We start from the raw sequence: 26,596 nt of genomic DNA, 5'->3' as shown, positions 1-26,596 counted from the left end.
GCACGGGGGCGGTCCGGCGAGCTCCACCGCGGGACGTGCGACCACCGAGGGGCTGGGGGATGGCTGTGCCGGCAAAGGTCTCGATCCCGTGAGCGGGATCCGAACGCTACTCGCGAACCTCATCGTAGACGAGCCGGTCGCGGTCACGACGCTGCTCGAGCAGCACGTCGACGACGGTCACGGGCACTGCCGCACCTGCACGCTCGGCGGGCAGCGGGGCAACCAGACCTGGCCGTGCACGATCTACGCGGCGGCCGTGATCGCCGCCAAGCGCTCCTGGCGCGGCAGGTAGCCGGGGGCGCGTCGGGCGCTGCGTAGGGTGACTGGGGTGGGAACCATCGTCTCCTTCCATGCGCACCCCGACGACGAGTCGATCGGCACCGCCGGCACCCTCGCCAGGGCGGCCGCGGCCGGTCACCGGGTCGTACTGGTCTTCGCCACCCGCGGCGAGCTCGGCGAGCCCGTTCCGGGCGTGCTGGAGCCCGGTGAGCAGCTGCCCGTGCGCCGCTCCGCCGAGAGCTACGCCTCGGCGGCGGCGATCGGCGCCAAGCGCGTGGAGTTCCTCGGCTACACCGACTCCGGGATGATGGGCGAGCCGAGCAACGCGGCCCCGTACTGCTTCTGGCAGGCCGACGTCCAGCACGCGGCGCGCCGCCTCGCGGTCATCCTCGACGAGGAGGAGCCGGACATCCTCACCGTCTACGACGACAACGGCGGCTACGGCCACCCCGACCACATCCAGGTGCACCGGGTCGGGATGCGCGCCGCCGAGCTGTCGGCCGTCCCCGTGGTGGCCCAGCACACGATCAACCGCGACTGGATGATCCGCGGGATGCGCGGCATGGCCGAGTCCGGTGACATGCCCGAGGGCTGGGAGCCCCCGAACTTCGACGAGCCGACGTTCGGCAAGCCGGAGGCGGAGATCACCCACCGCGTCGACGCCGTCGACTTCGTCGACCAGAAGCGGGCGTCGATGCGGGCGCACGCGAGCCAGATGTCGCCCGAGCACTTCCTGCTCGCGATGCCCGATCCGGTGTTCGCGCTGGGTATGGGCACGGAGTTCTACATCCTCGATCCGGTTCCCAACCCGGCCGCGGCGCCGGAGCTGTTCGAGGAGCTGTTCACGCCGCTGCGGTAGCCGTCCGGCGCACCATCCCGCGGCACGCCAGCTCCAGCATGATCGCCACCGCCACCGTCTCGACGGCCAGCAGGAGCACCAGCACGAGCACCTGCACGGCGCCCGCCTGCACCGGCGTGGCGCCGCCCAGCAACATGCCGACGAACGCGCCGGGCAGCGTGACCAGCCCCACCGTGCGGGTCTGGTCGATTGCCGGCATCAGCGCCTGACCCACGCGCGGCCGGGCGATCTCGATCGCGGCGTCGCGGGGCAGGAACCCCAGCGACAGGGCGGCCTCCACCTCGCCGCGACGCGTCTCCAGCTCGTCGAGGACGCGGCGGCCGGCCAGCGATGTGGCGGTCATCGTCCCTCCGACGAGGATGCCGGCCATCGGGATCACCGCGACCCCGACGGGCGGCACGACGCCCGCGAGCACGAGGGCGGCCGTGACCGGGAGCGGCGTCACCGCGATCGGCAGCACCGCCCACCAGCCGCTGGGGTGCGGGGTGATCCGGCGCGCGGAGGTCCATCCCGCCACGGCCACCATCAGCAGCACGAACGCCGCGCTGAGCAGCACCGAACCGATGATCACGCCGATCAGCAGCGACACCGCGCCGAGCTGCAGCACCGCCCGCGCACCGGCCACGAGCGTGGACCGGCCGGTACCCAGGTGCGCCGCCGCCGCGAGTACGGCGGCGACCCCCACCGCGAGCACGCCGGCGACGGCGAGCCCCGGTCCGATGACGACCGTGGTCGAGCCCATGCCCGGAATCATCGCCGCTCCGCGCGGCCGTGTCCGGGTGCGCACCGGGTGTCGCCGGGACGTGGGGCCCGCCACCCGGGCGGCGCCTTCGACGACGGGTAGAGCTAACATCCCGGCTGGGCCATCCGGCCCGCCCGCTCGTGCAGTCGGCAGTTCCAGGAGGACCAGTGACCGCCGTCGCCCCCAAGCCGATCGCGCCGGAGTACCCGGCGCGACAGTCGCCCAAGGGCTCGACCTTCTTGAAGATGCTGCGGACGACGGACCCCAAGGACATCGCGATCCTGTACCTGGTCACGTCGTTCGGGTTCTTCCTGGCCGGCGGCGCGATGGCGCTGCTCATCCGGGGCGAGCTGGCCGTGCCGGGTCTGCAGTTCCTGTCCACCGAGCAGTACAACCAGCTGTTCACCATGCACGGCACGATCATGCTGCTGCTGTACGCGACGCCGATCCTGTTCGGCTTCGCGAACTACATCGTGCCGCTGCAGATCGGCTCGCCCGACGTCGCGTTCCCGCGCCTGAACGCCTTCTCCTACTGGCTGTTCCTGTTCGGCGGGCTCACGGTGCTGTCCGGGTTCCTGACGCCCGGCGGCGCCGCCGACTTCGGCTGGTTCGCCTACACCCCGCTGTCGGACGCGATCCGCTCGCCGGGTGCCGGCGCCGACCTGTGGATCGTCGGCCTGGTCCTCTCCGGTCTCGGCACGATCCTCGGTGGCGTCAACTTCACCACCACGATCGTCTGCATGCGCGCGCCGGGCATGACGATGTTCCGGATGCCGATCTTCACGTGGAACATCCTCGTGACGGCGATCCTGGTCCTCATCGCCTTCCCGGTCCTGACCGCCGCGCTGCTGGGCCTGCTGGCCGACCGCCACTTCGGCGCGCACGTGTTCGACCCCGCCAACGGCGGCGTGATCCTCTGGCAGCACCTGTTCTGGTTCTTCGGGCACCCCGAGGTCTACATCGTGGCGCTGCCGTTCTTCGGGATCGTCAGTGAGATCTTCCCGGTGTTCAGCCGCAAGCCGGTGTTCGGCTACAAGTCGCTGATCTACGCGACGATCTCGATCGGTGCGCTGTCGGTGGCCGTGTGGGCCCACCACATGTACGCCACCGGCGCGGTGCTGCTGGCGTTCTTCTCCTTCACGACCTTCCTGATCGCGATCCCCACGGGCATCAAGTTCGTGAACTGGATCGGCACCATGTGGAAGGGGCGGCTGACGTTCGAGACGCCGATGCTGTTCAGCGTCGGCTTCCTGGCCACGTTCCTGTTCGGCGGGCTCACCGGCATCCTGCTGGCGTCCCCGCCGCTGGACTTCCACGTGTCCGACACCTACTTCGTGGTGGCGCACTTCCACTACGTGCTGTTCGGCACGATCGTGTTCGCCACCTACGCGGGCATCTACTTCTGGTTCCCGAAGATGACCGGGCGGATGCTGGACGAGACCCTCGGCAAGGTCCACTTCTGGCTCACGTTCATCGGGTTCCACCTGACGTTCCTGGTGCAGCACTGGCTGGGCAACGAGGGCATGCCGCGCCGGTACGCCGACTACCTGCCCATCGACGGGTTCAACACGCTGAACGCGATCTCCTCGATCGGCGCGTTCGTGCTGGGCGCGTCCACGCTGCCGTTCCTCTGGAACGTCTTCCGCAGCTACCGCTACGGCCGCGTGGTCACGGTGGACGACCCGTGGGGCTTCGGCAACTCGCTCGAATGGGCCACGTCCTGCCCGCCGCCGCGGCACAACTTCACCGAGCTGCCGCGGATCCGGTCGGAGCGCCCGGCGTTCGAGCTGCACTACCCGCACCTCGTGGAGCGCTTCCGCGCCGAGGCCCACATCGGGCACGCCGACCCGGGCGAGCTGGCCACCTCCGTCGTCGCCGGGGAGACCCTCCCGAGCGACGATCCGAAGTCACGCTGACCCCTCCATGACCGGCTCGGGCACCAGCGTCCTCATCACGGTCACGGGCCCGGACCGGCCGGGCGTGAGCTCGGTGCTGTTCGCGGCGCTCACCCGGCACGGGGTCGACCTGGTCGACGTCGAGCAGGTCGTGATCCGCGGCCGGCTCACCCTCGGCGTCGTGGTGGAGGCCCACCGCGACCCCGAGGGACTGCAGGAGGTCGTCGAGCAGGCGATGGCGAGCATCGCGATGCAGGTGCACACCACGCTCGAGGTGCGCGACGACCCGGCCGTCCGGCGACACTCCTCGCACGTCGTGGTCCTGATCGGCCGGCCGATCACCGCACGGGCGTTCGGCTCGGTCGCCGCCGCGCTCGCCGACGTCGGCGCCAACATCGACTCGATCCGCCGGGTCGCCGACTACCCGGTCACCGGGCTGGAGCTGATGGTCTCCCCCGAGCCGGGCGGCGGGAGCGAGAACTACCCGCCGGGCACGTTGCGCGCGCGGCTCGTGGAGGTGGCCCGCACCGCGGGCGTCGACGTCGCCGTCGAACGGGCGGGGCTCTCCCGGCGTAGCAAGCGGCTGATCGTCTTCGACGTCGACTCGACGCTCGTGCAGGGCGAGGTCATCGAGATGCTCGCCGCGCACGCGGGCTCGGAGGCCGAGGTGCGCGCCGTCACCGAGGCCGCGATGCGCGGGGAGCTGGACTTCGCCGAGTCGCTGCGCCGCCGTGTCGCCGTGCTGGCCGGCCTGCCCGAGACCGTCCTCGACGAGGTGGCCGCCCGGCTGGAGCTCACCCCGGGCGCCCGCACCACGATCCGCACGCTGAAGCGGCTCGGCTACCGCTGCGGCGTCGTCTCCGGCGGTTTCACCCGGGTGATCAAGGGCCTGGTCGACGAGCTGGGGCTGGACTTCTGCGCCGCCAACGAGCTGGAGATCGTCGACGGCCGGCTCACCGGGCGGGTCGTGGGCGACATCGTGGACCGGCCGGGCAAGGCGGTGGCGCTGCGCCGGTTCGCCGACGACTTCGGCGTGCCGCTGGAGCAGTGCGTGGCGGTCGGCGACGGCGCCAACGACATCGACATGCTGTCCACCGCGGGGCTCGGCGTCGCGTTCAACGCCAAGCCGGCGCTGCAGGAGGTCGCCGACGCCGCGCTGTCGCACCCCTACCTCGACGTCGTCCTGTTCGTCCTCGGCATCACCCGTGACGAGGTCGAGCGCGCCGACGCGGCCGAGGGCGTGCTGCGGCGCGTCCCGATCCCCTGAGGGCGGAAGCACGGACGGGTTCGCCGCGTTGGGACGGGCGTGAACGCTGATCAGTCGCTCGCCGACGCTCCGGTGCTGGCCCCACTCGCGGCCCGGTACGTCCGGGGCGGCGAGCCGGTGTCGGACGGCATCGTGCGCGCGATGCCGGTGATCCTCCGGTTGGAGCGGCCGCCGGCCGCCCGGACGCCGGTGCTGGAGGCCGCCGCGGCCGCCGCGCTCGCCGTGTGCCTCGACCCGCGCGCCCGCTCCGGGGGCGAGTGGCACGACACCGTCGCGATCTGGGTGGCCACCCAGATCCGGAAGATCGCCCGGCGGGCCCGTGGCGCGCACTGGGCCGCGGTGCAGGAGCTGCCGGGCGTCACGTGGGAGGTGGACGGCGCGCAGGCGCGGGCCCTGCTGCCCGGCCCGGTGGACGACGTGCCGCGCGTGGTCTCCCGGTTGCAGATCGGTGGCACCGAGCTCGAAGCCGACGAACCCGGACCTCCCGCGCCGGGGCAGCCGGTGATCTGGGTGAACGCCGCGCTGAACCTGACCGTCGGCAAGGCGGCCGCCCAGGTCGGGCACGCCTCCATGCTCTACGCCGCGGCCCACGGGCTCTCGTCCGTGCCGCACTTCGCGGTGCGAGACGCCGACGAGGACCGGTGGGGGCAGCTGTGCGCCGCGGTCGGGCGCGGCGAGGCGGTGGCCGTCCGGGACGCCGGGTTCACCGAAGTCGCCCCCGGCACGATCACCTGCATCGCCGCCCCGGCCCGAGATCGGCTCGCCAGGTCCCGCGCGAGCCTGTGATCAGCGGAAAAGGGACATCCGCTGCACGGGTGCGGCCCATGTCCCGATCCTGCTGATCAAGACGCTCCCGGTGGAACAGAGCGGCCGTCTTGATCGCCGCGATCGTGACGTGAGCCGCAGATGTGCGATTCACGTCACGGATCCGCTGATCATCGCTTGGCCGTGTCGGCGATCGGGGTATCGGTGCGATCGTCCGTCTTGCGAGGGCACCACCTGGACGCCGCTCGCTACGGGCGGAGTTGTCCCAGGACCCTCCTAACCGCCGATCAGCGCGGAGCGCGTGCCGGTGAGCTCCTCGGAGGCCGCCCACAGGCGCTCGGCGAGCGGGATGTCGTCGGCGGGCGGGCGGACCGGCAGGTGCTCCACGCGCACGGGGCCACGGAACTCGGTGCGCGGACCGACGAATGTGCCGCCCTCCAGGTCGCCCGCGGTGGCCGCGTACAGGATCGGCAGGGCGGCCGCCTCGGGTGCCCGGGCCACCGCACCGGCGACCGACAGGACCAGCCTGTCGACCAGCGTCTCGGTGCGGCCGGTGTTCATCGGGGTGCGGGCCATCCCGGGGTGGGCGAGGATGCTGCGGATCGGGGAACCGGCGCCGCGCAGCCTGCGGTCGAGTTCCAGCCCGAACAGCATGTTGGCGAGCTTCGAGCGGGCGTAGGCGCGCATGGGGGAGTAGCGCCGCCCACCGGTCAGGTGGTCGTCGCGATCCAGGTCCAGCCTCCCGACCCGGTACAAGGAGGAGGAGACCGTGACCACGCGCGGCTCCAACCCGCGGCCCAGCGCGTCGAGCAGCAGCACGGTGAGGGCGAAGTGGCCCAGGTGGTTGGTCGCGAACTGGCTCTCCCAGCCCCGCGTGTTGCGCCGGAGGGGGACGCCGGCGATGCCGGCCACGTTCAGCAGGGCGTCGACCGGCTCCTCGGTGACGGCGGCGGCGAAGTCCCGGACGGACGCGGGGTCGAGCAGGTCGAGCGGCCGGACCTCGACGGTCGCGGCCGGGTGCTCGGCGATCAGGTCGGCGCGGTGCCGGTCGGCCTTTCCGACGTCGCGCGCGGCCATGACGACCCGGGCCCCCCGCCGGGCGAGCTCGCGCGAGACGACGAGGCCCAGCCCGCTGCCCGCTCCGGTGACGACGACGCGCCGGCCCTGCTGGTCGGCGATGGTGCTCGGGTCCCAGGGGGTCACACGAACTCTCCTGTCCTTGAGTGGCTCAAGCATAATGCTTGAGCCACTCAAGGAGATTGTCAAGGATAGACTTCGGGCCGTGCCCGGTGGCGACCTCACCCCAGCCCTCGTCGAGCAGGTGCTCGCCGTGGCCGGCGCCGTCGCCGAGGACCTGCAGGCGGCGGTGCGGGAGGTCGACCTGACCCACTCCCTCGCCAACCTCGTCTGGGCGCTCGACCCCGCCGCCGACCCGGTACCGCTGCGCCAGGTCGCGAGCAGGCTGCACTGCGACCCGTCGAACGTCACGCTCCTGTCCGACCGACTGGAGGAGAAGGGGCTCGCCGAACGCCGCCCGCACCCCGCCGACGGGCGCGTACGCACCCTGGTGCTCACGCCCGCCGGGGAGGACGTCCGCCGCAGGCTCCTGGAGCGGGTGCGGGAACGTTCCCCCCTCGCCGCACTCGACGCGGAGCAACAGCGGCAGCTGCAGGCGCTGCTGGCGGCCGCGCTGGAGACGCGGCCGGGCTGATCGTCAGGCCCCCCGCAGCCGGCGCAGGGCGCCGTGCACCTTCTCCCGGTCGTCCGTGGCCCAGAACGGCGGCAGGCTCGCGCGCAGGAAGCCGCCGTAGCGGGCGGTGGCGAGGCGGGAGTCGAGGATCGCGACGACGCCGCGGTCGTCCATGCCGCGCAGGAGCCGGCCCGCGCCCTGCGCGAGCAGCAGCGCCGCGTGGGTGGCCGAGACGGACAGGAAACCGTTGCCGCCGCGGGCGTCGGTGGCGCGTTGCCGGGCCGCGACGAGGGGGTCGTCCGGGCGCGGGAACGGGATCCGGTCGATGATCACGCACGACAGCGACGGCCCGGGCACGTCGACGCCCTGCCAGAGCGAGAGCGTGCCGAAGAGGGACGTGGCCTCGTCGGCGGCGAACTTCTCGACGAGCTGCATCGTGGAGTCCTCGCCCTGGCACAGCAGCGGCGTGTCGAGCCGGCCGCGCAACGCCTCGGTGGCCTGCTTGGCGGCGCGCATCGAGGAGAACAGCCCGAGCGTGCGCCCGCCAGCGGCCTCGACTAGCCCCGCGATCTCGTCCAGGTACGACGGCGGCAGGCCGTCGCGCCCCGGCGGGGGCAGCCGCTTGGCGACGTAGAGGATGCCGCTCTTGGCGTGGATGAACGGCGAGCCGACGTCGAGGCCGGACCACTTCGGCGCGTCCGGGTCGGGCACCGGGTCGTCGGTCTTGCCCGCCGCCACCTTCTCCGGGGGGAGCCCCCACTGCCGGGCCAGGGCGTCGAAGTTGCCGCCCAGCGCGAGCGTGGCCGAGGTGAGCACCACGGTGGAGCGGCCGAAGAGCCGCTCCCGCAGGAGCCCGCCCACCCAGAGCGGGGCGGCGTGCAGCGACTTGTGCCGCGCGCCGTCCGGGCCCTGTTCGGCGAGCCAGATGACGTCGTGCCGCTTGGCCGGATCGGCCTCGTCGAACGCGCCGAGCAGCCGCACCGCGGTGTCGGCGACGTCGTCGAGGGACGCCTGGGCGATCTTGCGGCCGGTGGCGGCCTCCGGGTCCTCCCGGCGCTCCGTGCCCAGTGCCTGCTTGCAGGAACCCGCCGCGTCGCGGACGGCGGAGAGCGCGCCCGCCGCGGCCCGCGGCAGGGACTCCCAGCGCCCCGGGGGCAGGTCGTCCAGCACGAACCCGAGGCCCTCGCCGGCCTCGGCGAGCCGGTCGGCGACGGCCTGGTCGACGAGCTTGCCGAGCCGGCGCGCGGTGGCGGCGATCATCCCGGCCGTGAGCTCGGCCGTGGCCACGCCGGTGACGCGGTCGACCAGCTCGTGCGCCTCGTCGACGACCACGACGTCGTGCTCGGGCAGCACCGGGCGCCCCTCCAGCGCGTCGATCGCGAGCAGGGCGTGGTTGGTGACGACGATGTCGGCCTGGCCCGCGACGGCGCGGGACTTCTCCGCGAAGCAGTCGTCGCCGACCGGACACTTGGCCGCTCCGAGGCACTCCCGGGCCGTGACCGACACCTGGCGCCACACCGAGTCGGGCACCCCGGGCACGAGCTCGTCGCGGTCGCCGGTGTCGGTGTTGTCGGCCCACTCGTGGATCCGCTTGACCTGCCGGCCCATCGCGGAGATCGCGAACGGGTCGAACAGCTCCTCGCCGGGGTCGGTCTCGTCACCGCCGTGCAGCTTGTTGAGGCACAGGTAGTTGCGGCGGCCCTTGAGGATCGCGAACGTCGGCGCGCGCCCCAGCAGCGGCTTGAGCGCCTTCGCCAGCCGCGGGAGGTCGCGGTCGACGAGCTGGCGCTGCAGCGCGATCGTGGCCGTGGACACGACGACCGTGGCGCCCTTCGACGCGGCGTGGTGGATGGCGGGCACCAGGTAGGCGAGCGACTTTCCGGTGCCCGTGCCGGCCTGCACTGCGACGTGCTCGCCGCTCACGAGGGCCTTGCGAACGGCCTGCGCCATCGCGTCCTGCCCCTCGCGGCGCGTGCCTCCGACGGCGGTGACGGCCGCTTCGAGCAGTTCCGCAACTCCCGGCAGGTTCGTCCCCTGCTTCTTCGTCGCGGTAGGCACCCGGCGAGGTTACCGGGCGCCCCCGACGCCCCGGGGCGGAACGTCGCAACCGGGCCCGGAGGCCGCGACGTTGCGCGGTTCACACGTGATGAACAACTACGCGTAACCCGCGGTCCCGTTCCCGTGGCCATCATGGGCTGGGTGACGTCCACGCCAGTTCTGTTCTCGCCGTCGTCCTACCCCGTGCTGCTCGAGCACGACGCCCGCTACGGCGACCTGGACCCGAGCCGCCGGATCGGCCGGGACGCGCTGGTGCGGTGGTTCGAGGACGCCCGGGTCGCCGTGGAGCGCACCCGTTTCGGCGCCGACCTCACCGGCCGCACGCGGCTGCTGCTCGCCTCGGTGCGCGTCGACGTGCTGGCCCCGCTGCGGGTCACCGGCCGGTACCGCATCGGCCTCGGGGTGACTCACGTCGGCACCTCGTCGTTCGCGTACTCCTACGGCGTCTTCGCCGACGACGAGTGCGTCGCGGCGGGCGAGTCGGTCAGCGTGCACGCCTCGAACGGCCGCCCGGCCCCGGTCCCCGCGCCGGTGCGCGCCGCGCTCGAGGAGCTGCGCGTCGACGGTCCGGCGGCCGAGCGGCCCGAGCTCGACCCGGCCCGCCGGGTGCGCGAGGCCTACCCGTTCCGGCTCGACGTGCGCACCCGCTTCGGCGACCTCGACACGAACCGTCACGTCAACAACGTCAAGCTCGCAGGCTGGTACCTCGACGGCCTCGCCGAGCTGCACCTCGACGTGCTCGGCTACCCCACCGGCGGCCCGCTCGACGGCCTGTCCCCGAGCACGCTCGAGGTCCAGTACCTCGACGAGGTGCACTACCCGGGCATCTACCAGTTGCGGGTCGGCGTGGTCGAGCTCGACGAGACCACCGCCCGCTACGCGTGCGGCCTGTTCGACGGCCCCCGCTGCATCGGCCTGGCCGAGGCCCTGGGCTCGCACCGGGTCCTGGACGAGAACGGCGTGGTCGGCGACCTGGGCGCGCTCCTCGAACCGTTCCGGATGCGCGAGGTCTGACACGCCGACTTCACACACCCGAGGTGCCCTTCAGACGGCCGCCTTGTGTGAAGGGCACCGATGGTGTGTGAAGTCGCCTCAAGACAGCCGGACGCCCGCCGCCTGCATCTCCTCGAGTGCCCGTTCCGTCGTGGCCGGCGCGACCCCGGCGCACATCTCCAGCAGCACGGCGGTCGTGAAGCCTTCGGCCGCGGCGTCCAGTGCCGTGGCGCGCACGCAGTGGTCGGTGGCGATCCCGACCACCTCCACGGTGTCCACGCCCTGGGCGCGCAGCCAGTCGGCCAGGCCCGCCCCGCCCGGCTCGGTTCCCTCGAAGCCGGAGTAGGCGGCGGTGTAATCGCCCTTGCTGAACACCGCCTCGATCGGGGCCACGTCCAGCGCCGGGTGGAACGACGCCCCGGGCGTACCGGCGCGGCAGTGCGGCGGCCAGCTGTCGACGAAGTCCGGCTCGGCGGAGAAATGGGCGCCCGGGTCGATGTGGTGGTCGCGGGTGGCGACCACGTGGTCGTAGGCCGCCGTGCGCAGGTGACCGGAGATCGCGGCGGCCACCGCGCCCCCGCCCTCGACCGCCAGCGAGCCGCCCTCGCAGAAGTCGTTCTGCACGTCGACGACGATCAATGCCCTCACGTCAGCTCCCCTCGAACACGGTGGGCAGGGCGGGCTCGCCGCGGGAGAGCTTGAGGCCCTCCCACGGCACGGACACGAGCGCGCTGCGCAGGTGCTCGCGGGACTGCTCCAGGTCGGGCAGGCCCGCCACCTGCTCGCCGCCCCGGATCAGCGGGATCGGTACGACGCGGTCGTGCGGCCCGAGCTCGGGAGGGACGTCCACCTGGTGCACGACCTCCTCGATCGCGGTGCCCGTCGGCTTGTAGCGGCGCAGGGCCGACTTGCGCCCCCCACGCGACTCCTTCGACGCGCTGCGCTTGGCGACCGGCCGGCCGTCGACCTCCACCAGCTTGTAGACCATCCCGGCGGTCGGTGCGCCCGAGCCGGTGACGACCGAGGTACCGACGCCGTACGAGTCGACGGGTTCGGCGCGCAGCGAGGCGATCGCGTACTCGTCGAGGTCGCCGGACAGCACGATCCTCGTGTCCTTGGCGCCCAGGGCGTCGAGCTGCTCGCGGGCCTGGCGGGCCAGCTCGCCGAGGTCGCCCGAGTCGATCCGGATCGCGCCCAGCCCGGTGCCGGCGGCCTCGACCGCGAGCTCCACGCCGCGGCGGATGTCGTAGGTGTCGACGAGCAGCGTGGTGTCGGATCCGAGCGCCTTCACCTGGCTGGTGAACGCCGTGAGCTCGTCGTCGTGCAGGAGCACCCAGGCGTGCGCGGCCGTGCCCGCGGTGGGGATGCCGTGCCGGCGCTGCGCCTCCAGGTTGGAGGTGGAGGAGAACCCCGCGAGGTACGTGGCCCGCGCCGATGCCACCGCCGCTGCCTCGTGCGTGCGCCGCGACCCCATCTCGATGATGGGCCGGCCCGCGGCGGCCGTGACCATCCGGGCCGCGGCCGACGCCACGGCGCTGTCGTGGTTGAGGATCGACAGCGACAGCGTCTCGAGCAGCACCGCGTCGGCGAACGTGCCGGTGACGGTCAGGATCGGGGATCCGGGGAAGTACAGCTCGCCCTCGGGGTAGCCGTCGACGTCGCCGGAGAATCGGTACCCGGCCAGCCACGAGAGCGTGGCGTCGTCGACGACGCCGGTGAGCATCTCCAGCTCTTCCTCGCCGAAGCGGAACCGCTCGATCGACTCCAGCAGGCGGGCCGTGCCGGCCACCACGCCGTAGCGGCGCCCCTCCGGGAGCCGGCGCGCGAAGACCTCGAACGCGCATCGCCGGTGCGCGGTGCCGTCGGCGAGCGCCGCGGCCGCCATGGTCAGCTCGTACCGGTCGGTGAACAGGGCGGTGGACACCCCGGCCGACGACGGACTGCCAGTCATGGATCGAGAGCCTATGTGCCGTGCAGCCCGAATGGGGGAGGTGTCACCATGGAGACCATGGCCGCGCCGCTACCCGCACCCACGCGCCAGGTGGAGCAGGAGTTCGCCGAGGACTCGATCGCCGACGTCCCCTGGCAGGCGATCGTGTGGAACGACCCCGTCAACCTGATGTCGTACGTCACGTACGTACTGCAGAAGCTCTTCGGGTACCCGGAGCCCAAGGCCACAGCACTGATGCTCGACGTGCACCACAAGGGGAAGGCGGCCGTGTCGTCCGGCGACAAGGACAAGATCGAGGTCGACGTCGCGAAGCTGCACGCCGCGGGCCTCTGGGCCACGATGCAGAAAGCATGAACGGCGGGAAGCGTTGAACGGCTGGAAGAAGGCGGGCCGCGGCGGAAAGGCGCGGCTCGCCGGCACGTTCGACCCGCAGGAGGCCGCGGTCCTGCGCGGGCTGGTGGAGGAGATCCGGCAGATGCTCGCCGGGCGCTCCGCCGACAACCCCGCCGACGAGCTGGCGGTGCTCACGGGGATGCGCACCGGCCCGTCCACCCGTCCCGACGACCGGGTGCTCGCCAGGCTGCTCCCCGATTTCTCCACCGACGACACCGAGCTCTCCGCGGGCATGCGCTCCCTCCACGAACCCGAGCTGATCGAGGCCAAGGACTCCGCCGCGGTACTGGTGCTCGACACCCTCCCGGAGGCCGGGGGCCGCGTCGAGCTCACCCCGGAGCAGGCCGACACCTGGCTCGCCGCCGTGAACGACGTGCGGCTCGCACTGGGCACCGCGCTCGACGTGAGCGAGGAGATGCCCGAGGATCTCCCCGCCGACGACCCGCGCGCCGCGCACCTCGGCGTCTACCACTGGCTCACGTTCGTGCAGGACTCGCTGGTGATGGCGCGGATGCAGGTGCGCTAGCCCGCGAACGTGCGTGCCCGGGTGGCGGGGCCGGGTAGTACCACTTCAGGGGTTGCGGGGGTGGTGGCGCCACCGGAGGCGGCTTTCCATGATCACCTGGGCCTGGCTGCCCTTGGGTGGGCGCTGTAGCGGATGTCGGTCCGATCATGATGTGTTGATCGTTGCGAGGTCCCGCTCAGCGCCCTCCGGGCGGCGGGTACGCGCAGCTCGGGTCGATCTACACGGAGGCGGATGCCAGTCGCGTAGGCATCCCGTGGTGACGGGCTCGTCGGAAACCGGCATTCCTTCCAGCCGAGGCCGGCGGTGAACCCGACCCGGCCACCCACCCGGGGCGGCGGACCGGAACGAACCGGGCCTAGCGGCGATCGGAGTGGCCGAGGCCCCGGTCCGGGGCCACGTGGTCGCGCACGAGCTGCTTGAGCCGGGAGAGCTCCGGGAAGCCGCCCTCGGCGGCGCGGTCCCACAGCATCTCGTCGTCGAGCCGCACCTGGAACACGCCGCCGGTGCCGGGTACGAGGGCCACCTCGCCGAGGTCGCCCGGGAACGTCGTGAGCAACTCCTGCGCCGTCCAGCCGGCGCGGAGCAGCCAGCGGCACTGCGTGCAGTAGGTGATCTCCAGGCGCGGGGCGGGCACGCGGCGAGTGTGGCAGAGATTGTGAGCCGTGCCCGTGGATGTGCATTCGCGCGGATGCGGAACGTACGCTGGACGTCGTGTTGGTGATCCGGGCCGACCTCGTCGAGGCCGTCATGGCTCACGCGCGTGAGGAGCACCCTCACGAGGCGTGCGGCATGATCGCGGGCCCGGAGGGCGCCGAGCGGCCGGAGCGGCTCATCCGGATGCGCAATGCCGCGAAACCCACCGGCGACGAGTCGGTCGACGCGGAGGAGCGTGCCCTGCGGCCGGTGGTCCTCAGCGGTGACCACGCGGAGTACCAGGGTGAGCAGCGCACGTCGAAGGAGTACTACGTCTACGACGGCAAGGAGCGGCTGCGCGTCGAGAACGAGATCGACGCCCGCGACGAGTGGTCGGTCGTGAACTACCACTCCCACACCCGCAGCCCGGCCTACCCCTCCCAGGTCGACATCGACTACGGGTCCGGCCCGCTCAGCGACCCGCGGATCCACTACGTGATCGTCTCCACCCGCGAGGACGCCACGCCGACGGTCCTGGGGCTCGAGTTCCGGTCGTTCCACATCGTGGACGGCGTGGTCACCGAGGAAGACGTCGAGGTCGTCGAGAGTTACATGTTCTCGCACACGGGTGCGGACGACGTGCCGGACCGAGCCTGACCCGGCGCCCGCGTCCCCACCACGACCGAACCACCTGGAGCATCCGCATGGCCGTGACTGTTTCGATCCCGACCATCCTGCGTACCCACACCGGCGGCGAGAAGGCCGTCGAGGCGAAGGGCGCCACCGTCGCCGAGGTGATCGACGACGTCGAGTCGCGGCACAGCGGGATCGCCGCCCGGCTCGTCAAGGACGGCAACCTGCACCGCTTCGTGAACATCTACGTCGACGACGAGGACGTGCGCTTCGCGGGCGGCCTGGAGGCGCCGGTCGGGGAGAACTCGACCGTCACCATCCTGCCTGCGGTCGCCGGTGGGGCCGTCGCGGGCGGCATGCGCTGAGTCCGGCGCGGGCCGGGGTGTCCCGGCCCGCACGGGCGTTTCCCAGGAGGCGTCATGGCCCGGTACGACTCCCTGCTCCACGCGGTCGGCGACACCCCGATGGTCGGTCTGCCGTCGCTCTCACCGGCACCGCACGTGCGGTTGTGGGCGAAGCTGGAGGACCGCAACCCCACCGGCTCGATCAAGGACCGCCCAGCGCTCGCGATGATCGAGAAGGCCGAGGCGGACGGGCTGCTGCAGCCCGGCTGCACGGTGCTGGAACCGACCTCCGGCAACACCGGCATCTCGCTGGCGATGGCCTGCAGGCTCAAGGGCTACCGGCTGGTGTGCGTGATGCCGGAGAACACCTCGCTCGAGCGGCGTCAGCTGCTGGAGATGTACGGCGCGCAGATCATCTCCTCGCCGGCGGCGGGCGGCTCCAACCAGGCCGTCGCGATGGCGAAGGGCCTGGCGGCGGAGCACCCGGACTGGGTCATGCTCTACCAGTACGGCAACCCGGCCAACGCCGAGGCGCACTACCGCACCACGGGTCCCGAGATCCTGCGTGACCTGCCGACGGTCACCCACTTCGTCGCCGGGCTCGGCACCACCGGCACGCTCGTGGGCACCGGCCGCTACCTGCGCGAGCACAAGCCGGACGTCCAGATCGTGGCGGCCGAGCCGCGTTACGGCGAGCTGGTCTACGGCCTGCGCAACCTCGACGAGGGTTTCGTCCCCGAGCTGTACGACCCCGACGTGCTCACCGCCCGCTACTCGGTCGGCAGCCGCGACGCCCTGCGCCGCACCCGCCAGCTCGTGGAGCAGGAGGGCATCTTCGCGGGCATCTCCAGCGGCGGCATCCTGCACGCCGCGCTCGCGGTGGCGGAGAAGGCCGCGGGGGCGGGTGAGACCGCCGACATCGTGATCATCATTGCGGACGCGGGCTGGAAGTACCTCTCCACCGGCGCCTACTCCGGGGAGCTGGACGACGCGGCCGAGGGCATCGACGGGCACCTCTGGGCGTAGGTACCCGTCAGCTCGGCGGCGTGCAGGTGGCCGGGTCGAGCTGGGTCCGCGGGTCGTCGCGCGTCACGTCCTGCAGGGGCTGGGTCGCCGCCGGGTGCGCCACCCCGCCGGCGACGGCGTAGGTCACCAACGTGCCGTCGTAGCGGGGCGTGCCGTCCGTGGACGCGGCGTCGTCGAGCCTGGCCTGCACGTCGCGGAGCTGGCGGCCGGGCGTGCCGGGCACGCACCCGTACTCGCCGATGGCCGACACCCCACCGCCCTCGTAGAGCCGCCACGGTGCCCCGTCCTCGGTGGTGACGGCGTGCAGGCGCCCGGCGTCGACGCCCCACACCTCGAACGTCGTCGTGTTGGCGCCGAGGGAGATGCCCAGGACCATCTCGTCGCGCCCGTCGCCGTTGACGTCCACCACGAACGGGACGATCAGCGGCAGCGCCTCGTCACCGCTGACCCGGGCCTCGACGGGCCCACCGGGCAGCTCGGCGCGCAGCAGCTGCGTGCCCGGCGCCAGCTTCTCCAGCGTCACCCGGTCCGCGACGCCGTCCCCGTCGAGGTCGGCGTCGGCGCTCACCTGGTCGGAACGCTCCTGCGCGAGCGCGGCGCCCGGCCCGGCGAGGAGTGCGGTGGCGGCGATGCCGGCGACCGCGAGTGCGCGGATGGTGCGATGAGTCATGACAGGTCCCCCCGGTCTGTCGGCCATGCTCGGAGGACGGTCGGGGCGTACCCCCCGGTTGCTCGGAGTGACGTGGCTCACATCAGTCCCGGAGTGGCTCGACCTGCGTAACCTCGAAGGCATGGTCGCCCCTGCGCCCGTCCCTCGCCGGACCGCTCGCGTGCTGCCCCGCAACCCGTTCTCCGCGGCCCTGTTCATGATCGTGTGCACCGCGGGGCTCTACGTGATCGAGGCGTTCGACATCGTCAGCGGCGGGGCGCTCGACCGGAACTACGGCATCGAGCCGCTCGAGGTCGACGGGCTCGACGGCGTGCTGTTCGCGCCCCTCCTGCACGGCACCTGGGCTCATCTGATGGGCAACACCGTGCCCTTCCTAGTGCTCGGATTCCTGGCGATGGCGGGCGGCATCCGGCAGTTCGCGGTGGTGACGGCAACGATCTGGATCCTCGGCGGCCTGGGGGTGTGGCTCACCGGGGACATCGGCGCCCCGCCCGGTTACGAGCCGGTGCACATCGGGGCGTCCGGGGTGATCTTCGGCTGGCTGGTCTTCCTGCTCGCCCGGGGCTTCTTCGCCCGCAGCGGTCTGCAGATCCTCATGGCGGTGGGGCTGTTCCTCGTGTGGGGTGGGATCCTGTTCGGCGTGCTGCCCGGGCAGCCCGGCATCTCCTGGCAGTCGCACCTGTTCGGGGCGCTGGCCGGCCTGCTGGCGGCCCGGCTCGTCGCCCGCGCCGACCGCCGCACCACGGCCTAGGCTCACCGCGTGCTCCCCGACGCCCCGATCGGCATCTTCGACTCCGGCGTCGGCGGCCTCACCGTGGCCCGGGCGGTGATCGACCAACTGCCCGCCGAACAGGTCGTCTACGTCGGCGACACCGCCCACGGGCCGTACGGGCCGCTGCGGGTCGCCGACGTGCGCCGGCACGCGCTCGCCGTCGGGGACGCGCTGATGGAGCACGGGGTCAAGGCACTCGTCGTCGCCTGCAACACCGCCACCGCCGCCTGCCTGCCCGACATCCGGGAGCGCTACCCGGTGCCGGTCGTGGAGGTGCTGCGGCCCGCGGTGCGCCGCGCCGTCGCCACCACCCGGAGCGGGCGGGTCGGGGTCATCGGCACCAGCGCGACGATCGCCTCGGGCGCCTACCGGGACGCCTTCGCCGCCGCGCCCGGTGTGGAGGTCACCTCCGTCGCGTGCCCGCGCTTCGTCGACTTCGTCGAGCGCGGCATGACCAGCGGACGGCAGGTGCTCGGGCTCGTGCAGAGCTACCTGGAGCCGCTGCAGCGGGCGCGCGTCGACACGCTCGTCCTCGGCTGCACGCACTACCCCCTGCTCGCCGGCGTGCTGCAGATCGTGGCCGGGCCGGACGTCACGCTCGTCTCCAGCGCCGACGAGACGGCCAAGGACGTCGTGCGCGTCCTCATGGAGCACGACCTGGCCCGCGACCCGGCCGGCGAGCCCCCGGCGCCCCACCGCTTCCTCGCGACGGGCGACCCCGAGCCGTTCCGCCGCCTCGGCCGCCGCTTCCTCGGCCCGGAGATCGGCGCCGTGACCGCCCTGGATGCGCGCGAGTCGGGGTCTGGTTACGCCCGGGTCGGGCTCGGGTAGCGTCGCGGCGTGATCGGCGTTCTCGTCGTCGTGGTCCAGGTCGCGCTCGCCGCGCTCGCGGTCTACGGCGTGGTCCTCACCGTGCTGAACCGGCTCCCGGATGCCTGGACGAAGCGGGCGGTGGGCGTCGCGGTGGCGCTGCTCGTGGTCCAGGCCGTGATCGCCGCGGTGCAGGTGTTCTCGGGCACCACGCTGCCCGAGAACACGACGTTCCTCATCTACCTCGTCGTGTCGGTGTGCGTGCTGCCGATCGCGACGCAGTTCGCGACGGCGGAGCCCACCCGGTGGGGTGGCGCCGTCGTCGCGGTGGGGGCGATCGCCACGGCCGTCGCGGTGTGGCGGCTGCAGGGGCTCTGGGTGCCCGGTGCCTGAGCCCGCCCGCGCCACGTCCTCCGGCCCGGGACGCGTGCTGATCGCCGTGTACGGGGTGTTCGCGCTGTCGGCCACGGCGCGCGCGGGCGTGCAGATCGCCACCCGGTTCGGTGAGGCGCCGGTGGCCTACCTGCTCTCGGCGCTGGCCGGCGTCGTCTACATCCTCGCCACGATCGGGCTCGCCGGCCACGGGCCCGGCGCCCGCAGGCTCGCGTGGGGCGCCGTGGTGTTCGAGCTGGTCGGTGTGCTCACGGTCGGCACGCTCACCGTGTTCGACACCGGTGACTTCCCCGACGACACGGTCTGGTCGGTGTTCGGGCGCGGCTACGGCTTCGTGCCGCTCGTGCTCCCGCTCATCGGCCTCTGGTGGCTGCGGCACACGCGCGCACGCCAACGCTTGTCCGGTGACCGGCCGCCTCGCGAAGCAGGCGGACAGCCACCGGTGGACTGTTAGCGTTCGGCCCATGCGGTTGATCGTGCTCGGGTGCTCGGGGAGCGGGCCCGGTCCGGGCTCGCCGGCATCCGGGTACCTCGTCGAGGCCGAGGACACCCGGCTCGTGCTCGACCTGGGCAACGGCACGTTCGGCGCGCTGCAGCGCCACGCCGACCCGTGGGAGCTCGACGCGGTGGCGTTCTCCCACCTGCACCCGGACCACTGTGCCGACTTCACGTCCCTCGTCGTGCACCGCCGCTACCACCCGCGCCCGCCCTACGACCCCGCCTCCCGCCCGCTGCCGGTGCACGCCCCGGGCGAGGCGCCCGACCGGTTCGCCGCGGCGTACGCGCCGTCGGGGGCCGAGCGGGCGGAGACCGACCTCACCGACGTCTTCACCTTCCACGCCCTCACCGACGGTGCCGGCGCCGACGCCGGGGCGATGACGCTCACGGCGCGACGCGTCGACCACCTCTGCGAGGCCTACGCCCTGCGCGTCGACGCGGGTGGGCGGAGCCTCGTCTACAGCGGTGACACCGGCCCGTGCAGCGCCCTCGCGGAGCTCGCCCGGGGCGCTGACGTGCTGCTGTGCGAGGCCACGTGGCCGCACGTGTCGGACGAGTGGGAGGAACCCCCGCCGGGGGTGCACCTGTCGGGGCGGCAGGCGGGAGAGCACGCCACCGCTGCGGGTGTGGGCCGGCTGCTGATCACGCACGTCCCCCCGTGGAACGACGGCGGCGGGCTGCTCGCCGAGGCCGAAGCGGCGTTCGACGGGCCGGTGGACCTCGTGGCTCCGGACGCGGCGTACGAGATCTGACTACTGCACGACCCCCTGCCACGCGGCGGTCGATCCGGCGTGCCCGACCAGCACCACGATGACGACGACCGCGATGCCCGTGAGCGCCGCCAGCGCCGAGAGGCCGGTGGCGACGTGGTACCGGGTGGCGGTGGCTGCGCGGGCCGCGTGCGCCCCGGACTCGGCCCGCACGATCGCGATCTCGGTGAGCACGGCGCCGCCCAGCAGTACGAAGAAGGCGAGCGCGACCGGCAGGATCAACGAGGCGCGCTGCATGTGGAGCTCGATCACCGGGTTCTGCCCGCCGAGCGCCGCGTACAGCTGGCTGCCGGTGGTGGTGGCCATCGGGACGGCCGCGACGCCGCCCAGCGCCACGAGCAGGACCGGGATCCCGAGCGAGCGCCGCCACGAGCGCCGCACCGCGATCACGAGGGCCCCCAGCGCCGCGAGGGGTAGGAGCACGACGACCGCATGGACGACCAGGGGATGCAACGGGATACCGTCGATGACCCACATGTCCTTCACAACGGGCGGCCGTGGGGTCCGGTTCAGCCGGACCATAGGGTGGCCCCCGTGACACGCGCAGACGGCAGGACCGACGACGAGCTCCGCCCGGTGACGATCACCCGGGGCTTCCAGAAGCACCCGGCGGGCTCGGTGCTCGTCGAGTTCGGGGACACGAAGGTGCTGTGCGCGGCGAGCGTCGCGGAGGGCGTCCCGCGCTGGCGCAAGGGGTCGGGGCTGGGCTGGCTCACCGCCGAGTACGCGATGCTGCCGTCCGCCACCAACACCCGCAGCGACCGCGAGTCGGTGAAGGGCCGCATCGGCGGCCGCACGCACGAGATCAGCAGGCTGATCGGTCGGTCGCTGCGTGCGTGCATCGACCTCGCCGCGCTCGGCGAGAACACCATCGCCCTGGACTGCGACGTCATCCAGGCCGACGGCGGCACCCGCACCGCCGCGATCACCGGCGCCTACGTGGCGCTGGCCGACGCCGTCACCTGGCTCGGCGCGCGGGGCGCACTCGCCGACCCGAAGCCGCTGTCCTGCCAGGTCGCGGCCGTCAGCGTCGGCGTGGTGGACGGGCGCGTGCGGCTCGACCTGCCGTACGAGGAGGACTCGCGCGCCGAGGTGGACGCGAACATCGTCGCCACCGACACGGGCACGCTCATCGAGGTGCAGAGCACCGGCGAGGGCGCCACGTTCGCCCGCAGCACCCTCGACTCGATGCTCGACATCGCGCTCGCCGGTATCCGGCAGCTGTCGGACCTGCAGGCCGAGGTGCTGACGCAGCCCTACCCGCGCGACCTGCCGGGGCGTTCGTGAAGGTCCTGCTCGCCACCCGCAACCCCGGCAAGCTCGCCGAGCTGCGCCGGATGCTCGCCGACGGCCCGGTCGACGTGGTCGGCCTCGCCGACGTCCCCGAGTTCCCGGAGGCCCCCGAGACCGGCGCCACCTTCGCGGAGAACGCGCTCGCGAAGGCGCGGGACGCGGCGGCCGCCACCGGTATGCCGTCCGTGGCCGACGACTCCGGTCTCGCCGTCGATGCGCTGAACGGGATGCCCGGCGTGCTGTCGGCGCGCTGGAGCGGCCGCCACGGCGACGACGTCGCCAACCTCGAACTGCTGCTCGGGCAGGTCGCCGATGTTCCCGACGAGCGGCGCGGCGCCGCGTTCGTCTGCGCGGCGGCGCTGGTGGTGCCGAACGGGCCGGAGACCGTGGTGCACGGCGAGTGGCGCGGCCGGATCGTCCGGGCTCCCCGCGGCACCAACGGCTTCGGCTACGACCCGATCTTCGTGCCCGACGGCGAGGAGCGCACCTCCGCCGAGCTCGGCGCGCAGGAGAAGGACGCCGCATCCCACCGCGGCCGGGCCATGCGCGCCCTCCTGCCCCACCTGCACGCCCTGACCTGACCGCTGGAGCGTCAGTCGGTCGGGTCGGGCTCGGCCAGGACGCGACGGGCTACCGCGAAGGCCGAGTTGGCCGCGGGGACTCCGCAGTAGATCGCGCTCTGCAGCAGCACCTCCACGATCTCGTCGCGGGACAGGCCGTTGCGCAGAGCGGCGCGCAGGTGCATCTCCAGCTCGCCGTAGTGCCCGTGGGCCACCAAGGCGGTGAGGGTGATGGCGCTGCGCATCCGCCGGTCGAGGCCGGGACGGGTCCAGATGCCGCCCCACGCGTACCGGGTGATCATTTCCTGGAAGTCGGCGGTGACGGCGTCGGCGCGGGAGAGCGCGGCGTCGACGTGCTGCGCCCCGAGCACCTCGCGGCGCACCGCCAGGCCGTCGGGATCGAGGTCGAGAGTTGGTTGCTCCGTGGTCACGCCACGCACCGTAGCTGCCACGGAGGTGAACGGACGGTGTCGAGCACCACCCTTCCCGACCCGCCACCGCCGGACGTCGGTACCTTCGGTCGAGTGAGCTGGGGACGGATCGCCGCTGTGGGCACGGCGGTGCTCGTGGTAGCCGTGGTCGCCTTGCTGCTGTACCGCACCGGCACCGACCTGCTGGACGTGCGCACGTCCGTGCGGACCGCGGGCCTGTGGGCGCCGCTGCTGTTCGTGCTGCTGCAGGGCATGGTCACGGTCACGCCCGTGCCGCGCACGGTGTTCACGGTGGCGGCCGGGGTGCTGTTCGGCGGGGTCGGCGGGGTGCTGCTCGCGGTCGCCGGCACGGGGCTGGCGGCGGCTTTCGCGTTCTGGCTGGTCAAGCTCCTGGGTGGGCGGTTCACCCGCCGGCACAACGACCACCGCGTCATGACCTGGGTGCGCGCCCGGCTCGACCGCAGCAGCCTGCTCGCGATGGTGTCGTTGCGCCTGATCCCGGCCGTGCCGTTCTCGGCGATGAACTACGCCTCGGCCCTCTCGGGAGTGCGCTTCACGCCCTACCTGGTGGGCACGGTGCTGGGCGTCCTGCCCGGGACGATCGGGGTCGTGATCCTCGGTGACGCCGCGGTCGGCGGCAACCCGCACCCGGCGATGCTGCTGATCTCGGTGTGCTCGGGCCTGGTGGGGCTCACGGGCGCCCTGATCGCGGCGAGGCGACCGGCGATCCCGGCCACGGCCGGGGAGTAGGAGTCAGTGCCGGCGGCGGGATTCGAACCCGCACTGTCGACCGCCTAAAGATCGCGCCTCTGCCATTGGGCTACGCCGGCTCGGCCAGCAGCCTAACGGGGTCACTTCGCACACCCAGCACGGACTTCACATACCGCCCGCCTTGTGCGAAGCGTCGACGAGATGAGCGAAGTCGCTCACTCGGGCGTGTGCAGCTCGGCGGGCGCGCGCATGCGCCACGCGTCCAGAACGAGCTCCATCAGTCGCACCGGATCGACCTTCTCCAGCCGGACCATCACCATCGGCAGGCCGTCGTATGTGGGGTGGGTGAAGAACAGCTCCGGCTCGCCGAGCAACAGTGCCTGCTTCTCGGCCTCGTCGCCGACGTACAGCACGGCGACGTCGGTGCGGATCTCCCGCCGCCTGCCGGGCACGCGCTCCGGGTAGGACCAGACGAACCCCTTGCCGCCCACGCGGAAGTCGAAGCCCTCGCTCGGGATCTCCTCGACCCCCGGCAGCGCGAGCGCGATCCGGCGCACGTCGTCGTCGGTCGCCACGAAACCCCCTCGGCTCACTCCCGCACGGCGCCCTCCAGCATGCCCCGGATGAAGTGGCGCTGGAGGAAGAGGTACACCACGACGACGGGAGCGGCGACGATCACGGCCCCGGTGGCGAGCAGCGTCAGGCCGGACGTGTGCTGGCCCTGGAAGAACGCGAGGCCGAGCGGGGCGGTGCGCAGCCCCTCGTCGGTGGCCATGACCAGTGGGATGAGGAACTCGTTCCACGTCCACATGAACGTGAGCACCACCATCGTGACGATCGCGGGCCGCCCGGGCGGCACGAGGATCTGCCAGAGGATGCGCCACGAGCCGGCGCCGTCGAGGCGGCCGGCCTCGATCAGCGACTGCGGGCGGGACCGGAAGTAGGCCCGCATCCAGAACGTGCCGAACGCGACCGACTGCGCCACCTGCGGCAGCGCGATGCCCCAGAACGTGTTGGTGAGCCCGAAGGTGCGCAGGTCGAAGTACAGCGGGACGACGATCACCTCGGTGGGCACCATCAGCCCGAGCAGGAACAGCGGGAAGAGCACCGAGGCGCCGGGCACGCGCATGGTGCCGAAGGCGTAGCCCGCCAGTATCGAGAGCACACCCGCCACGACCACGACGAAGCCCGAGACGCCGATGCTGGTGAGCATCGAGCGGCCGAACCGGCCCTCCTCCCACGCGGCCGGGAAGTTGGCGAGGCCGCCGGCGCCTCCGGCGTCGTCGGCGCCGAGTGCGCTGCCGAGGATCGTGAGGATCGGCCACAGCGCGAACACCGCGAAGAGCAGGAGGATCGCGTAGTTGGCGGAGCGCTCGGTGCGGGAGATCATCGGCGCTCGCCGATCCGGACCACCGCGAGGTTCACCACGAAGATGATCACGGTCAGCGTGACGCCGACGGCCGCGGCGGAGCCGACCTCACCGAGCCGGAACGCCCGGTTGTAGACCTCGTACGACGGCACCGACGTGCGGTTTCCCGGCCCGCCACCGGTGGTGATGTAGATCAGGTCGAACGTCTTGAGCGCGGCGATCACGGTGAGCGTCAGCGCGACCGCGATCTCCGCGCGCACCGACGGCAGCGTGATCGCGAAGAACTCCCGCACCGGGCCGGCGCCGTCGAGCCGGGCGGCCTCGTACAGCTGGTCGGGGATCCGGCTGATGCCGGCCATCAGCAGCACGGTGACGAGTCCCGTCTGCACCCACGTGCCGATCACGCCGACGGCGGGCAGCGCGAACGTCGGGTCGCCGAGCCAGGCCCGGGTGACCCCGCCGAGGCCGACGAGCTCCAGCAGGTCGTTGACCGAGCCGTCGGGGGCGTAGAGCTGCCGCCACGCGACGCCGACCACCACCATGGCGACGACCTGCGGCAGGAACACGACCGTCCGGAAGAACGGCAGTCCGCGTGTCCGGGCCCGGGTGAGCAACGTGGCGAGCACGAGGCCGATCGCGGTGGGCAGCAGCGCGAAGAACACGATCAGTACGAGCGCGTGCGCGAACGCCGCGCGCAGGCCCGCGTCGGTGACGACCTCGACGTAGTTGCCCAGCCCCACGAACGTCGCGAGCGTGAGCCCGTCCCAGTCGAAGAGCGACAGGTGCACGGCGCGGCCGAGCGGGTACAGCACGAACGCCGCGTACACGACCAGCGCGGGCGCGACGTAGGCCAGCGCGTGCCACGGGGAGGGACCCAGGCGGCTCCTGCGGGGCCGGTCAGCCATTCTGCTCCACGAAGGCGGCGTAGTCGGCCTCCACCGTGGAGAGGGTCGCGTCGGGCGGCTGCGAGCCGGCGAGCAGGTCCTGCAGCGCCGCGCCCATCGTGTCGCCCATCGTCGGGGTCGCGTAGTCGAGGTAGGGGAGCAGCTGCCCGCCGTCGGCGACGGTGGCGAACGCGGCGAAGACGTCCTTCGAGAGCCCGGCGGGTGGCGTCTGCGCCGCGGTGTCGACGACGGGCAGGTTGCCGGTCTCGGTGAGCACCTTCATGGCGTCGGGGCTGGTGAGGAAGTCGAGGTAGGCCGCCGCGGCGTCGGGTGCGTCGCTCGCGCTGGTGATGGCGAACGGCAGCCCGGTGCCCCCGGTGGCCGAGACCGGGCGGCCGGCGGGCGGCGGGGGAGGCATGAACCGCACGTTCTGGCCCATGGCGGCCTCCAGGTCGGCGGCGTACCAGGTGCCGCCGATGAAGAACACGGACTCGCCGCGCGAGAACGCCTGCCACGCCTGGTTGTCGTCGAGGCCGTTGACGCCCTCGTTGAAGTAGCCGGCGCGGGCCCAGTCGGCGACCCGCTGCGCGGCTTGCGTGTTCTCCGGGGTGGTCCAGGAGGCGCCCTTGCGCCCGAACGCGAGGTCGGTGATCTGGTCGGCGGGCACGAGCTGGTCCTGCACCGTGCCGAAGACGTGCAGCGCGGGCCAGCCCTCGACGTTGCCCAGCTGCAGCGGGGTGGCCCCGGCAGCCTTGACGGTGCCGAGCGCGGCCTCGAAGTCCTCCCACGTGGTGGGGACGGCGATGCCCAGCCGCTGCAGCTCGGCGGGGTTGTAGTAGATGCCGACGACCTCGCCGACCTGCGGCAGCCCGTACATCTCACCCTCGCCGAACACCTTGCCGTCCGGCGTGTAGCTGACGTACTGGCGCACGGCGTCGGGGTAGCGCTGGTCCCAGCCGTAGGCCTGCGCCCAGGGGGCCAGCGGCAGCAGCTCACCCGCGGCGACGAACGCGCCCATGTCGGCACGGCCGTTGTTGGCCTGCACGACGTCGGGCGCGTCGTTGCCGGAAAGGGCGAGGCGCAGGGTGGTGGCGAGGTCGTCGAACGAGCGCGAGTCGCGCTTGATCGTGACGTTCGGGTACCGCTGCTGGAACGCGGCGTTGAGCCGCTCCATCTGCTCGTTCTGCCCGCCGCGGACCTCCTGGTCCCACACCGTGAGCGTGACCGGCCCGAGTGCGGCGACGTCGGTCTGTATCGCGCGGTCGGTGGGTGGTGGGGCGGCCGCGTTCTCCGAGCCCGGGGTGCACGCGGCGGCGAGGAGCCCCAGCGCCCCGACGAGCGCGGCGACGGCGACGCGGCAGGTCCGTGCGGGGCGGGTCAT

33 protein-coding genes and 1 tRNA gene are annotated in these 26,596 nt (G+C 72.8%); 20 read left to right on the top strand and 14 right to left on the bottom strand.

Annotated elements, in window-relative coordinates; translation table 11 throughout:
* The first annotated feature begins 88 nt into the window (after window positions 1-88).
* On the top strand, window positions 89-292 hold the full coding sequence (locus ACU436_RS31435) for a hypothetical protein (RefSeq protein WP_459030631.1): 204 nt from the start codon (window positions 89-91) through the stop codon (window positions 290-292).
* A gap of 36 nt (window positions 293-328) precedes the next feature.
* The gene (locus ACU436_RS31430) at window positions 329-1,138 is read left to right on the top strand and encodes a PIG-L family deacetylase (protein WP_459030630.1); all 810 of its coding nucleotides are present in this window, start codon (window positions 329-331) and stop codon (window positions 1,136-1,138) included.
* Here the strand turns inward: ACU436_RS31430 and ACU436_RS31425 are convergent.
* Complete coding sequence (locus ACU436_RS31425) at window positions 1,122-1,880, bottom strand: ABC transporter permease (RefSeq protein ID WP_459030629.1); 759 nt, start codon at window positions 1,878-1,880, stop codon at window positions 1,122-1,124. The two genes, ACU436_RS31430 and ACU436_RS31425, sit on opposite strands and share 17 nt — an antisense overlap.
* 167 nt (window positions 1,881-2,047) lie before the next feature.
* Here ACU436_RS31425 and ctaD point away from each other — a divergent pair, with 167 nt between their 5' ends.
* From ctaD to ACU436_RS31410, 3 genes are read left to right on the top strand one after another with little or no spacing between them, the layout of a single operon-like run.
* Window positions 2,048-3,796 carry an aa3-type cytochrome oxidase subunit I gene (gene ctaD, locus ACU436_RS31420; protein ID WP_459030628.1) on the top strand — a complete coding sequence of 583 codons (1,749 nt, stop codon included), beginning with the start codon at window positions 2,048-2,050 and terminating at the stop codon, window positions 3,794-3,796.
* A gap of 7 nt (window positions 3,797-3,803) precedes the next feature.
* Window positions 3,804-5,042, top strand: a complete 1,239-nt coding sequence (gene serB / locus ACU436_RS31415; protein WP_459030627.1) for a phosphoserine phosphatase SerB — start codon at window positions 3,804-3,806, stop codon at window positions 5,040-5,042.
* A 39-nt stretch (window positions 5,043-5,081) separates the two neighbouring features.
* Window positions 5,082-5,828 carry a peptidyl-tRNA hydrolase gene (locus ACU436_RS31410; RefSeq protein WP_459030626.1) on the top strand — a complete coding sequence of 249 codons (747 nt, stop codon included), beginning with the start codon at window positions 5,082-5,084 and terminating at the stop codon, window positions 5,826-5,828.
* 255 nt (window positions 5,829-6,083) lie between these two features.
* Here the strand turns inward: ACU436_RS31410 and ACU436_RS31405 are convergent, their stop codons facing one another.
* Window positions 6,084-7,010: an SDR family NAD(P)-dependent oxidoreductase gene (locus ACU436_RS31405; protein WP_459030625.1), complete on the bottom strand. Its 927-nt coding sequence runs from the start codon at window positions 7,008-7,010 to the stop codon at window positions 6,084-6,086.
* Between the two features lie 79 nt (window positions 7,011-7,089).
* Between ACU436_RS31405 and ACU436_RS31400 the strand changes: the two genes are divergently transcribed.
* Window positions 7,090-7,518, top strand: a complete 429-nt coding sequence (locus ACU436_RS31400) for a MarR family winged helix-turn-helix transcriptional regulator (protein WP_459030624.1) — start codon at window positions 7,090-7,092, stop codon at window positions 7,516-7,518.
* 3 nt (window positions 7,519-7,521) lie between these two features.
* Here the strand turns inward: ACU436_RS31400 and ACU436_RS31395 are convergent, their stop codons facing one another.
* On the bottom strand, window positions 7,522-9,555 hold the full coding sequence (locus ACU436_RS31395) for an ATP-dependent DNA helicase (RefSeq protein ID WP_459030623.1): 2,034 nt from the start codon (window positions 9,553-9,555) through the stop codon (window positions 7,522-7,524).
* Between the two features lie 141 nt (window positions 9,556-9,696).
* On the opposite strand from ACU436_RS31395, the gene ACU436_RS31390 reads away from it, so the two are divergent.
* Entirely contained in the window at window positions 9,697-10,569 is an 873-nt protein-coding gene (locus tag ACU436_RS31390) for a thioesterase family protein (RefSeq protein WP_459030622.1), read from the top strand.
* A gap of 78 nt (window positions 10,570-10,647) precedes the next feature.
* Here ACU436_RS31390 and ACU436_RS31385 read toward each other — a convergent pair whose 3' ends face one another.
* Both ACU436_RS31385 and ACU436_RS31380 read right to left on the bottom strand, forming a co-directional pair.
* The gene (locus ACU436_RS31385) at window positions 10,648-11,196 is read right to left on the bottom strand and encodes a nicotinamidase (protein ID WP_459030621.1); all 549 of its coding nucleotides are present in this window, start codon (window positions 11,194-11,196) and stop codon (window positions 10,648-10,650) included.
* 1 nt (window position 11,197) lies between these two features.
* Entirely contained in the window at window positions 11,198-12,499 is a 1,302-nt protein-coding gene (locus ACU436_RS31380; protein ID WP_459030620.1) for a nicotinate phosphoribosyltransferase, read from the bottom strand.
* A 57-nt stretch (window positions 12,500-12,556) separates the two neighbouring features.
* On the opposite strand from ACU436_RS31380, the gene clpS reads away from it, so the two are divergent.
* Together clpS and ACU436_RS31370 are read left to right on the top strand one after the other, a co-directional pair.
* Entirely contained in the window at window positions 12,557-12,853 is a 297-nt protein-coding gene (gene clpS / locus ACU436_RS31375; protein WP_459030688.1) for an ATP-dependent Clp protease adapter ClpS, read from the top strand.
* 13 nt (window positions 12,854-12,866) lie between these two features.
* A complete protein-coding gene (locus ACU436_RS31370; protein ID WP_459030619.1) occupies window positions 12,867-13,418 on the top strand; it encodes a DUF2017 domain-containing protein in 552 nt (183 codons plus the stop codon).
* Window positions 13,419-13,773: 355 nt separating this feature from the next.
* Here ACU436_RS31370 and ACU436_RS31365 read toward each other — a convergent pair whose 3' ends face one another.
* Window positions 13,774-14,052 (bottom strand): Rdx family protein, encoded by a 279-nt coding sequence (locus ACU436_RS31365; RefSeq protein WP_459030618.1) that lies wholly within the window; start codon window positions 14,050-14,052, stop codon window positions 13,774-13,776.
* A gap of 77 nt (window positions 14,053-14,129) precedes the next feature.
* Between ACU436_RS31365 and ACU436_RS31360 the strand changes: the two genes are divergently transcribed.
* Genes ACU436_RS31360 through ACU436_RS31350 form a run of 3 tightly spaced genes read left to right on the top strand, consistent with a single transcriptional unit; the run spans window position 14,130 to window position 16,054 of the window.
* Window positions 14,130-14,708: a M67 family metallopeptidase gene (locus tag ACU436_RS31360; protein ID WP_459030617.1), complete on the top strand. Its 579-nt coding sequence runs from the start codon at window positions 14,130-14,132 to the stop codon at window positions 14,706-14,708.
* 47 nt (window positions 14,709-14,755) lie between these two features.
* On the top strand, window positions 14,756-15,049 hold the full coding sequence (locus ACU436_RS31355; RefSeq protein WP_459030616.1) for a MoaD/ThiS family protein: 294 nt from the start codon (window positions 14,756-14,758) through the stop codon (window positions 15,047-15,049).
* Window positions 15,050-15,103: 54 nt separating this feature from the next.
* A complete protein-coding gene (locus ACU436_RS31350) occupies window positions 15,104-16,054 on the top strand; it encodes a PLP-dependent cysteine synthase family protein (RefSeq protein WP_459030615.1) in 951 nt (316 codons plus the stop codon).
* A 7-nt stretch (window positions 16,055-16,061) separates the two neighbouring features.
* Here the strand turns inward: ACU436_RS31350 and ACU436_RS31345 are convergent, their stop codons facing one another.
* Window positions 16,062-16,724 (bottom strand): hypothetical protein, encoded by a 663-nt coding sequence (locus ACU436_RS31345; protein WP_459030614.1) that lies wholly within the window; start codon window positions 16,722-16,724, stop codon window positions 16,062-16,064.
* Window positions 16,725-16,845: 121 nt separating this feature from the next.
* Here ACU436_RS31345 and ACU436_RS31340 point away from each other — a divergent pair, with 121 nt between their 5' ends.
* The 5 genes from ACU436_RS31340 to ACU436_RS31320 are packed head-to-tail and all read left to right on the top strand — an operon-like array spanning window position 16,846 to window position 19,949.
* Window positions 16,846-17,475: a rhomboid family intramembrane serine protease gene (locus ACU436_RS31340; protein ID WP_459030613.1), complete on the top strand. Its 630-nt coding sequence runs from the start codon at window positions 16,846-16,848 to the stop codon at window positions 17,473-17,475.
* A 9-nt stretch (window positions 17,476-17,484) separates the two neighbouring features.
* Window positions 17,485-18,327: a glutamate racemase gene (gene murI, locus ACU436_RS31335; RefSeq protein ID WP_459030612.1), complete on the top strand. Its 843-nt coding sequence runs from the start codon at window positions 17,485-17,487 to the stop codon at window positions 18,325-18,327.
* A 9-nt stretch (window positions 18,328-18,336) separates the two neighbouring features.
* A complete protein-coding gene (locus tag ACU436_RS31330; RefSeq protein WP_459030611.1) occupies window positions 18,337-18,699 on the top strand; it encodes a hypothetical protein in 363 nt (120 codons plus the stop codon).
* The gene (locus tag ACU436_RS31325) at window positions 18,692-19,153 is read left to right on the top strand and encodes a hypothetical protein (RefSeq protein ID WP_459030610.1); all 462 of its coding nucleotides are present in this window, start codon (window positions 18,692-18,694) and stop codon (window positions 19,151-19,153) included. Before ACU436_RS31330 ends, ACU436_RS31325 begins: the two co-directional genes overlap by 8 nt.
* 10 nt (window positions 19,154-19,163) lie before the next feature.
* Window positions 19,164-19,949, top strand: a complete 786-nt coding sequence (locus tag ACU436_RS31320) for an MBL fold metallo-hydrolase (RefSeq protein WP_459030609.1) — start codon at window positions 19,164-19,166, stop codon at window positions 19,947-19,949.
* Here the strand turns inward: ACU436_RS31320 and ACU436_RS31315 are convergent, their stop codons facing one another.
* Window positions 19,950-20,420, bottom strand: coding sequence for a DUF2231 domain-containing protein (locus ACU436_RS31315; protein ID WP_459030608.1), 471 nt, complete (start codon window positions 20,418-20,420; stop codon window positions 19,950-19,952). It lies immediately after the preceding gene.
* A gap of 81 nt (window positions 20,421-20,501) precedes the next feature.
* Here ACU436_RS31315 and rph point away from each other — a divergent pair, with 81 nt between their 5' ends.
* Both rph and rdgB read left to right on the top strand, forming a co-directional pair.
* Complete coding sequence (gene rph, locus ACU436_RS31310) at window positions 20,502-21,254, top strand: ribonuclease PH (RefSeq protein WP_459030607.1); 753 nt, start codon at window positions 20,502-20,504, stop codon at window positions 21,252-21,254.
* 50 nt (window positions 21,255-21,304) lie between these two features.
* Window positions 21,305-21,841, top strand: a complete 537-nt coding sequence (gene rdgB, locus ACU436_RS31305; protein ID WP_459030687.1) for an RdgB/HAM1 family non-canonical purine NTP pyrophosphatase — start codon at window positions 21,305-21,307, stop codon at window positions 21,839-21,841.
* Between the two features lie 11 nt (window positions 21,842-21,852).
* Here rdgB and pcaC read toward each other — a convergent pair whose 3' ends face one another.
* Window positions 21,853-22,251: a 4-carboxymuconolactone decarboxylase gene (gene pcaC, locus ACU436_RS31300; RefSeq protein ID WP_459030606.1), complete on the bottom strand. Its 399-nt coding sequence runs from the start codon at window positions 22,249-22,251 to the stop codon at window positions 21,853-21,855.
* A 93-nt stretch (window positions 22,252-22,344) separates the two neighbouring features.
* On the opposite strand from pcaC, the gene ACU436_RS31295 reads away from it, so the two are divergent.
* Complete coding sequence (locus ACU436_RS31295; protein ID WP_459030605.1) at window positions 22,345-23,001, top strand: TVP38/TMEM64 family protein; 657 nt, start codon at window positions 22,345-22,347, stop codon at window positions 22,999-23,001.
* A 7-nt stretch (window positions 23,002-23,008) separates the two neighbouring features.
* Here ACU436_RS31295 and ACU436_RS31290 read toward each other — a convergent pair.
* The 5 genes from ACU436_RS31290 to ACU436_RS31270 form a co-directional block, all read right to left on the bottom strand.
* Window positions 23,009-23,081, bottom strand: a tRNA-Leu gene (locus ACU436_RS31290).
* A gap of 96 nt (window positions 23,082-23,177) precedes the next feature.
* The gene (locus ACU436_RS31285) at window positions 23,178-23,537 is read right to left on the bottom strand and encodes an MmcQ/YjbR family DNA-binding protein (protein WP_459030604.1); all 360 of its coding nucleotides are present in this window, start codon (window positions 23,535-23,537) and stop codon (window positions 23,178-23,180) included.
* A 14-nt stretch (window positions 23,538-23,551) separates the two neighbouring features.
* On the bottom strand, window positions 23,552-24,352 hold the full coding sequence (locus ACU436_RS31280) for a carbohydrate ABC transporter permease (RefSeq protein ID WP_459030603.1): 801 nt from the start codon (window positions 24,350-24,352) through the stop codon (window positions 23,552-23,554).
* Entirely contained in the window at window positions 24,349-25,236 is an 888-nt protein-coding gene (locus ACU436_RS31275; protein ID WP_459030602.1) for a carbohydrate ABC transporter permease, read from the bottom strand. The genes ACU436_RS31280 and ACU436_RS31275 overlap by 4 nt, the downstream gene beginning before the upstream one ends.
* Window positions 25,229-26,596: an ABC transporter substrate-binding protein gene (locus ACU436_RS31270; protein ID WP_459030601.1), complete on the bottom strand. Its 1,368-nt coding sequence runs from the start codon at window positions 26,594-26,596 to the stop codon at window positions 25,229-25,231. Before ACU436_RS31270 ends, ACU436_RS31275 begins: the two co-directional genes overlap by 8 nt.

It is taken from the genome of Pseudonocardia wallangbongensis, assembly GCF_054486945.1.
This window is presented reverse-complemented; position numbering and strand designations above follow the sequence as displayed.

Excerpts from the sequence above, each read along its gene's own strand:
- ACU436_RS31280 (WP_459030603.1), bottom strand. The coding sequence starts at position 24,352 with ATGATCTCCCGCACCGAGCGCTCCGCCAACTACGCGATCCTCCTGCTC.
- ACU436_RS31345 (WP_459030614.1), bottom strand. The coding sequence starts at position 16,724 with ATGACTCATCGCACCATCCGCGCACTCGCGGTCGCCGGCATCGCCGCC.
- ACU436_RS31425 (WP_459030629.1), bottom strand. The coding sequence starts at position 1,880 with ATGGGCTCGACCACGGTCGTCATCGGACCGGGGCTCGCCGTCGCCGGC.
- ACU436_RS31275 (WP_459030602.1), bottom strand. The coding sequence starts at position 25,236 with ATGGCTGACCGGCCCCGCAGGAGCCGCCTGGGTCCCTCCCCGTGGCAC.
- rdgB (WP_459030687.1), top strand. The coding sequence starts at position 21,305 with ATGCTCGCCGACGGCCCGGTCGACGTGGTCGGCCTCGCCGACGTCCCC.
- clpS (WP_459030688.1), top strand. The coding sequence starts at position 12,557 with ATGGCCGCGCCGCTACCCGCACCCACGCGCCAGGTGGAGCAGGAGTTC.
- ACU436_RS31270 (WP_459030601.1), bottom strand. The coding sequence starts at position 26,596 with ATGACCCGCCCCGCACGGACCTGCCGCGTCGCCGTCGCCGCGCTCGTC.
- ACU436_RS31355 (WP_459030616.1), top strand. The coding sequence starts at position 14,756 with ATGGCCGTGACTGTTTCGATCCCGACCATCCTGCGTACCCACACCGGC.
- ACU436_RS31340 (WP_459030613.1), top strand. The coding sequence starts at position 16,846 with ATGGTCGCCCCTGCGCCCGTCCCTCGCCGGACCGCTCGCGTGCTGCCC.
- serB (WP_459030627.1), top strand. The coding sequence starts at position 3,804 with ATGACCGGCTCGGGCACCAGCGTCCTCATCACGGTCACGGGCCCGGAC.
- ACU436_RS31380 (WP_459030620.1), bottom strand. The coding sequence starts at position 12,499 with ATGACTGGCAGTCCGTCGTCGGCCGGGGTGTCCACCGCCCTGTTCACC.
- ACU436_RS31350 (WP_459030615.1), top strand. The coding sequence starts at position 15,104 with ATGGCCCGGTACGACTCCCTGCTCCACGCGGTCGGCGACACCCCGATG.
- ACU436_RS31320 (WP_459030609.1), top strand. The coding sequence starts at position 19,164 with ATGCGGTTGATCGTGCTCGGGTGCTCGGGGAGCGGGCCCGGTCCGGGC.